Source organism: Brevirhabdus pacifica (assembly GCF_002797755.1).
In the GTDB taxonomy this organism is placed as follows: domain Bacteria; phylum Pseudomonadota; class Alphaproteobacteria; order Rhodobacterales; family Rhodobacteraceae; genus Brevirhabdus; species Brevirhabdus pacifica.
On the sequence record NZ_PGFI01000002.1, the window covers coordinates 1 to 7,946 of the forward strand.

Annotated in this window: 5 protein-coding genes; 2 read left to right on the plus strand and 3 right to left on the minus strand. The window is 60.5% G+C overall.

Annotation, left to right across the window (positions count from 1 at the left end):
* Positions 1-483: 483 nt before the first annotated feature.
* From CLV77_RS00055 to CLV77_RS00065, 3 genes are all read right to left on the minus strand, one after another.
* Entirely contained in the window at positions 484-690 is a 207-nt protein-coding gene (locus tag CLV77_RS00055; RefSeq protein WP_007120662.1) for a hypothetical protein, read from the minus strand.
* A 538-nt stretch (positions 691-1,228) separates the two neighbouring features.
* A complete protein-coding gene (locus tag CLV77_RS00060; RefSeq protein ID WP_241389327.1) occupies positions 1,229-2,245 on the minus strand; it encodes a nucleotidyltransferase family protein in 1,017 nt (338 codons plus the stop codon).
* A 132-nt stretch (positions 2,246-2,377) separates the two neighbouring features.
* Positions 2,378-3,307: a DUF2493 domain-containing protein gene (locus CLV77_RS00065; RefSeq protein WP_085047447.1), complete on the minus strand. Its 930-nt coding sequence runs from the start codon at positions 3,305-3,307 to the stop codon at positions 2,378-2,380.
* 863 nt (positions 3,308-4,170) lie between these two features.
* On the opposite strand from CLV77_RS00065, the gene CLV77_RS00070 reads away from it, so the two are divergent.
* Both CLV77_RS00070 and CLV77_RS00075 read left to right on the plus strand, forming a co-directional pair.
* Entirely contained in the window at positions 4,171-5,181 is a 1,011-nt protein-coding gene (locus CLV77_RS00070; protein ID WP_054540636.1) for an AAA family ATPase, read from the plus strand.
* A 53-nt stretch (positions 5,182-5,234) separates the two neighbouring features.
* Entirely contained in the window at positions 5,235-7,775 is a 2,541-nt protein-coding gene (locus CLV77_RS00075; RefSeq protein WP_076981245.1) for a S8 family peptidase, read from the plus strand.
* The last annotated feature ends 171 nt before the right edge of the window (positions 7,776-7,946 follow it).

The following is a 7,946-nucleotide window of genomic DNA, read 5'->3' on the forward strand; positions in this document are numbered from 1 at the left end:
GAAAGACCCCCTATTTCCTGCCACCTTCCACCAAGGCTGCCCCTACCTTACGATAATATACCTAGCTGTCAATTATATACTTACGTCGCATTCAGGCTCAGGCAGCCTTGGTGTCCGCTTCCCCAGCACCGCCCGAGGGTCTGGCCGAACACGCATGTGTTCGGACGGAACCGCGGGCGGGCGCAAACCCCACCGACAGGGCGGACAGTCAGGGTCAAGGCGGGCCAGATTTGGCTTGCCAAATCTCTGCCGCAAAAACCGGGAGGCCCTGGCCGATAGGTTTTTGTGGATGGCCCCCTTGAGGCTGACTGGCCGGTCTGTCGCGGCCAGACTGTTGCGAGCGGCGATCGTCCTTTAAGCACGCAGCGACCGGCAACTTCGTGAAGTCGCCTCGGGCGATCTGACCGCCGGACGCGGCATCCCTGGAACAGGGATCGGGCCGCCCCAAGATCATCCTGGGGCGGCCCATCCTCATCAGAGGATTTAGTCCTGGGGATCTTTCGCACTCGGCGGGAACATGACCAGCTCCGAGACCGCGACCGGGAAGTCGAGCTTGAGGCTGAAGAACTCCGAGCCGTCCCCGTTGCGAGTGTTGCGGAACATCGCACCCACGCGTTGGAAGCGGGTGCGCTCCTGGCCATCGGTATCGGTGAACTTGACGGGGACGGTGGCGACGTAGTGGTTGGTCATTTGGATTACTCCTTGTTGCGATGGGGATCACCCGGCACGGGGGCAAGAGGCCCGGTCGCAAGCGCAAATGCGGAGGGTCCGCGGCCAGCCGTGGAAGCCGTATTTGTGCTTGCCGAAGCGTGAGCTGAGGGCACGGACAGGCCGACCCCGTGCGATCCACATCTATGAGCAAAAAGGAGTGATCCGGATGACCCTTGCCATCACGCCGCAGCCATCCTCCGCGTCCTCGTCCCGCCGATTCTGGCCGAGGTGCTGACGGAGCCCGCCCGCGTGGATGCGATGTTCCGAAACACCACACGAGGGTTGTGCAGGTATTCAGCCTCATGTGCGACGTCTCGACCCCTCGGTCTTGCGCTGCGGACGATGTGCGAGGTGCGCACCATCCCGAGCCCCTACCGAAGCGGATGGGCCGAACTCTGACGGGCTGGGTAGAGGGATGACGGTGCTGGACGCCGTGAGATGCAGATCAAGTGTGACCGATCGCACGCGCCATGAGATATGACGAAAGGACCGCCCGAAGGCGACCCGGTTATGGCCATCACGCGCCCAAGCTGTCGAGCATCCCCCTGGTATCAGGCATTCGCTTCAGCGAGTTGCCGATGTGTTCCCGCCAGCGCGGCCCAACCTCCATTGCGGTGGCATAGGCCCGAGCCAGATCATCGGGCCGGTCCTCGGCCATCGCTTCGATAAGGAAAGCCGCCTGCTCGCGGTCCTTCGCGGATTTCAGGCTCCCTGCCCCATCGCGGCGCCGGTCGGCAATGATCAGTTTGTGGACTGCATAACGCTCCGGGCGGGGCACCTGCACCAGAACGCCGGATCTATAGATCGCCGCCGCGTGGATCGGCTCAGCGATCAGGAAGTTGAGATAGTTCAATCCTTGGGCGTTCACGCCCAATGCTGGCAGATCACGGATGGTCTCATCTCCGAACGCCGGTGTGAGAAACTCGACCAACTGGCCGCTGCCACCCTGGGCCCATCGCCATGTCCGACCTTGGTCAAGAGCTGGCAGAGGATCGAATTTGAGCGCTGAGAACGTCTCGGCAAGACCCGGGTCGACCTGATCCTGCAACGCAACGCTGAGCTTCTCGAACTGCGCGATGTCGATGTCGCCAGTATTGGCCATACCGCCAATTGGCAGACGGATACCAAGCTCGCCTTCATAGAGGCGAAATGCATTGGTTCCGACGATGGTGCCACCCAAACGGAAGGTTCCGGCTGCGGCCATGGCCGACAGGATGGAACCGGTCGCCCGGTCGATGGGCGTCATGCCTTCCGCACGCAAGAGCCGAACAAGCCGCGACCGTTCCGCCTGCCGATCCTTGGCCGTTGCGCGCAGCTCTTCGATCCGGTCGATGCGCGCGCGCGTCTCGTCGCTGTCTTCGCCGATATAGATGAACCGCATCTCCGTCCCGACACGGCGCGCGGCATACCAATAGGCCTTATCCCCACGCTCCTTGAGCGTGGGCTTGCCTTCGACACCGGACAAGGCGTCGTCCTTTAGAAGACGCACCAGGTCGGTATAGGCGCTCATCGCGATGCTGCTGAGTGGGGTCATGCCTATCATTTCCAAGTTTTGCTTGGCATACATATACCTATCAAAACAGGAAATTGCTAGGCAAAGTAATTTGGAGAACGTCCACACCCATGAGAAACGACGAAAGGGCCGCCCGAAGGCGACCCTCTCTCTTCAATCCTGCGACGCCTTCTTCGCCGGGTCCGCAACCCGCATGACCGTCAGGCCTTTCGCTTCCGCCTTCTGCCCGAGGTTCAGCGCGACCCCGTTGCCGCCGAAGAGCACAACCCCCGTCGCCGCGAACTTGTCGTCTAGCATCTCGTCGTTGCACTTGAACGGTGCCGCCCGCCCATGCGCGGACCAGCGAGGATCAAAGCGCGCCTGCGCGACCCCGCGTGCCCGGGCCCACCGGGCCGCAATCATCTCCGCCCCATGCTTGCCACCCTTGTGGCAGAGGAAGATCTCCTGGTTGCGGTTCTGCTTGATCCGCTCCCGAACCTTGTCGAGCGTGTTGAAGATCACATCGACATCGGTCCAGTCGGTGGCGCCTGAGACGATCAGGGGCACCCCCTCGACTTTTGACTTCTCGGCGGTTTCACGGTCGTGCTGCTCCAGCAGTTGCCGCGCCTCGAAGACCGCCCCGGTCTCTTGCGCCCGGACGCTTGCGCGCGACCCGGCTGCCGGGATGAAGGCGTGGCCCGTCTCGATCTCGTAGCATTCCGCCGCAGCCTCGCTCATCACCTCGATGGCGCTGACAATCTCGCGCAGCTGCAGAAAGCGCGCCTGCGCCTCTTCGAGCGCGGTCTCGGCGATCTCCGATCCGTCATGGGATTTTGCCAGCGCGCCGATCTTGTCGGCGGTGCGGTCGACCTCCTTGCCGAGTGCCACTTTGCGGCGCTGCAGGATCGTCGCGAGCCCATGGGCCAGCGGTTCGATCTCTGCTTCAAGCCCGGTCCCCCGCAGCTGCCCGAGCAATGCCTCGAAGCTCTCGCGGATGATGTGGTCGGTCAGGATGTGATCCTCGGGGATCGGCAGCTGCGCGTCCTTCTCGGTCAGTCCGAAAAGCTCTATGGTCTCGTAGGTGTTTGCAGTGTCGTAAGCCATGTCTGGTCTCCAGTATTCAGTTGCAAGGCCACCACGTGAGTGTGGGGGCATGGCCGAATGCCTGGTTTCCGAATCTGCCCGGGTCAGGGACGGCGCAGCCGCCGGCTTGCCGGGCGCAAAAGTTTTCCGCGCGCAACACCCGACACATGCGCACGCTCACGCACGGGACCGCCCCGCACCGCTGGCGCCGCCCTCGCCGAAAAGTTTTGCGATCCTTGACGCGGGCTGATTCGGGGGCCATCCGGAGGATATGCTTCCACGCTCATGTGTGTGTGTTTTGACGGTAGGTTTGCCCGACCCGAGCAGGCAAACGGCGCGACCGGACGCGGGAGACGGATGGAGCGGCGGGACCGTTTTGGCCTCGGGCCAAAACAGACCAGAGCGCAATCCGGCGGAGCGGCCGGGGAGCGACGTGCTCGCGAGGCGGGCAAACCGGGATGCCGGGTGCGACGCCGCGGTGAGGCCGCATGGCCGAATGCGCGACGGACCGAAGGGCCGTTCTCCCCTGCGACACGCGAAGCCGAGCAGGGGAGGCCGTAAGGCTCTGGCCACGGTTGATGTGCAGGGACTACGCTGCCGACTATAGGGATTGCTTGTCCAGGCATTCGACGTGATCGGCGGGAAGCTGCCGTTTGCCGCGGGAGCGAAAAATCGGAGGGAGTTCAGCTATTGCCGACATTCGAGATTGAAGCGACCGCACTGAACACATTATCGCCACTCGCTCAAGTTCTGGAGCCGCTCCAAGACCTTTTCGATGGTGCAGATTCACCGTTTGAGGTAGAAGCTTTCGCAAGGTGAACCGTCATCTTGATTTCGGCGCAGGCCTTGGCGCAATGAGCTTTTTCGAAAAGGAGGAGTAGGTGATGACTACACGACAGATTCTTGCCCTCCTCAATTCGCACATCGAGGGCGACGAAGATCAGTTCCTTTCAGTGGCTTTGCAGATCGCCGCGCAACAGGCGCGCGAGGGGCGGGCCGATGACGCGGAGAAGCTAAAGCGTGTCGTGCAGAAGGCGCGCGATCGGCGGCGCCTTGGCTCTCCGACAGGGGTACAGACGCCGATTCCGATGGCTCGCCCACGGGCCGAACTTCAGGGGCTTGTCGAGAGCACTTTCCCAAAGATTACCTTGGGCAGCATGGTGCTGGCCGACGATGTGCGGAACCGACTCGCCCGTGTGGTCCGTCAGCAAGAAGAACGCGCCACGTTGCGTCAATTCGGTCAGAAGCCCACAACCCATTTGCTTCTCGTTGGGCCTCCCGGAACGGGCAAGACAATGACGGCCTCGGCGTTGGCCGGTGAGCTTCGGTTGCCCTTGTTCACCGTTCGGCTTGAGTCCCTTTTCAGCCGGTTCTTCGGGGAGACCGCAGGCAAGCTCCGGATTCTGTTCGATCAAATTGCCCAGATGCGTGGTGTGTATCTTCTAGACGAGTTCGACGCTATAGGCGCTCGCCGAGGTGATCCGAACGACATTGGCGAAATTCGCCGGGTCCTGAATTCGGTTCTCGCATTCATGGAAGAACCCAATTCGACGGATAGCGTTGTGCTGGCCGCGACAAACCATGTTGAAATTCTAGACGAGGCCTTGGCTCGCCGGTTTGACGAGGTGGTGGAATATTCGCTGCCCGAAACTGAAGCGGCGCGGGCGATTATTGAAAAGCGGCTTGGCAAGTTCAAGTTGAGCGCGAGGTCTTGGTCCTCATTGGAGCCGGCATTGGCCGGGTTGAGCCCGGGCGAGCTTGTACGCGCCACGGACTCTGTGGTGAAGGACGCAATTATTGACGGCGTGACAAAGATTTCGGCTGACTCCCTGCGCTCGGCCCTGCATGATCGCCAGACCCTTAAGGGGAAGTTTCGCAAAGGCGCGAACCTATAGCCGTGCACGCAGAGCGTGAATGGTGAACCCAATAAAATTGGAAGCAGGGTCTGATGGCGGATCAAAGTGATTTCGACGCGCGTAAGCATGTACACATCCCGTTCGACGTGTTCCGGGACGAGGTTGGTTATTCCTACCCGAAGCAAAAGATGGACAAGAAGCCGCTTCGGGAAGATTACGCGGCACACGCCCAGAACCTTCTCGACCAATTGGCTGCCGCGTTGGGTGAGATACCTGGGGCGGGGCACGACAACCGTTTGCCCGTCGAGGGGCTGAAGCCCGGGAAGATTGTTGAAGTGGGCACCATGCCGCCGCAATCTGCCCGCTCTGGCGCGGTGAAACTGCCTAAGAACTTCGAGTTTCCGCAGGAAGATGTGGTGGTGCTTCGATCAGATCGGCGAGACGACCGAACGGAAAGCGCCCTCATTTTTGTACCGGATGATGCCCGTGCTTTTCTGCGGGGCAGGCTTCAGGGGTATGGAAAAGACCCTGGAAACCAAGCACGGCAGGACCTTGACCGATTTGAGCGGATTGAGACGATCCAATCCGCAGTGGCACGATCCCTCTTCGTTGGTCCGGCGGACTTCGATTCTTCCGATGCCGTTTGGTGGGAACTCTGGGTGCGCGGTGGCGCGAATATAGCCGAAGGTGTCTCTGCGGCGGCTCAACATGCAGACCTTGAGGTTCATCAGGACCGCCTCTTTTTCCCGGATACGACCGTTCTTTTCGTGCACGGATCGGCGGCCACGGCAGCGGATTTCGCTGGCAGGGTGCTGGGAGCGCTTGTGGAAGTGCGAAGGTCAACCGCCACGATTGAGCCTTTCCTTGACAGGCAGGGCAATGGTGTCGGACCGGAGGATTGGGTTGCCGACCTTGTGAATCGGGTTACCCCGCCGCCTGCGGACGCAAATGCGGTCTGCACATTGGATACTGGTGTTGCGGGTGGGCACCCGCTGATCGCTCCCGGGCTGCGGGGGGCTTGGGCCTATGATGCGGCTTGGGGGACGGATGATCACCATCCAGATGGCGGACACGGCACGCCGCTGGCCGGACTAGCGCTCTATGGGGACTTAGAGGCCCTAATGAACGACATGCGGCAAGTGGAGCTTTCCCATGCAGTCGAGTCAATGAAGCTCCTGCCGCCGCCCGGATTTGCGGATACTGCACCGCCCAATCGTGGTGTGGTCACTGAGGGTGCCGTGTCTCTTGTCGAGGTAGAGCGACCGAATGTGCGGCGGGCCTTTTGTATCGCAAATTCATCTGGTTTCTACCCACCCGACCGTCCGTCAACTTGGAGCGGAGCCCTAGATCAAATTACCTCAGGGGCAATGCCCGGTGATCAGGAGCCGGGGGTCCAAGCCGCAGAACGCCCTAAGCGCATGGTCGTGGTTGCTGCCGGAAATATGCTCGGCGGAATGCTGGATGACGTAATTCAATCGCATCCGTTAGAAGACCCATCGCAAAGCTGGAATTCGCTCACCATTGGTGGGTTTACTCGAAAAGAAACACCTCCTGTCACGCCGCCGGGCCTTGGTGTGGCGGTTCCGGCAAATCATCGAAGCCCTTTCAGCCTAGGCTCAACAGAACTTGCAAATGATTTGACGCCGATCAAGCCCGAGGTTTTGTTCGAAGCTGGCAACATGTCGGTTGATGCATTCAATTTCTGCCTTTGGCAACCGTCCTTATCACTGCTTGCCCCCGGCTCCGATGTGTTCAACCAACCGCTTGTGCCATTTTGGGCGACCAGTGCGGCTGCAGGGGTGGCGGGGAATTTCGTGGGTGGCTTGCAGGCTGCCCTGCCTGATCTGTGGCCCGAGACGCACCGGGCGTTGACTGTAGATTCTGCCTCGTGGCCCGAGCCGATCCGAAAGCACTTTATTGGTCCGCGTGGTGCGCATTGGAAAGGCGGGAGCAAAGGAAAGAAGCAAAAGGCCCTGCGTGAGTTCGGTTATGGTGTTCCGAACCTTCAACGAGCCGTGTTCTCGGCGCAGAACGATGTGACGCTTGTTGCGCAGGCTCCGATTCAGCCCTTCGCCCCCAGTGATGCAGGCGGCCCGCCAGTTTTCAACGAAATGCACTTTTATGACCTCCCGTGGCCGAAGGCAGCCCTGGAAGAGATTGAAAATGGCATTGTCATGATGAAGGTAACTCTTTCCTATTTCATTGAGCCGAATCTTTCTGGCCGCGCCGCAACCCGCCCCGAGACTTACCGTTCGTTCGGGCTTCGATTTGCCATGAAGAAACGCTCGGATACAAAACAACAGTTCCTACGGCGCGTTTCTGGGCATCAGGAAAAGGGCACCCCGCCTGCAGAGACGGAAAAGGATTGTTGGCTCCTCGGCCCAAAAGCGGTGCAAGCCGGTTCGCTCCACTGTGACCTGTGGCGGGGCAAGGCGATTGACCTCGCGTTGCACGACGCGATTGCGATCTATCCTGTCACCGGGTGGTGGAAGACCCATTCAGGGCAGAAGCGTTTCAATGACAAGGGGCGCTATGCGTTGGTGATTTCGATTTCCGCGCCAGGACAGCCCGTCGACCTTTACACTGAAATCAGTGCGATGGTTGAAGCCAAACAAATCGAAGCGTTGGTCTGACCACGACCCGCCAAACGAATGACAACTTATGAGGGATGCAACTGCAGCATTACGGGACGGTTTTGGATGTCTTCTTTGGGCCGACAACGTAGGGTGTACTGCTTCAGTCCAAATCGACACCGCCGAGGCGCGGCACATGGACATGCGTCCGGACAAGGGATGCAGCGACAG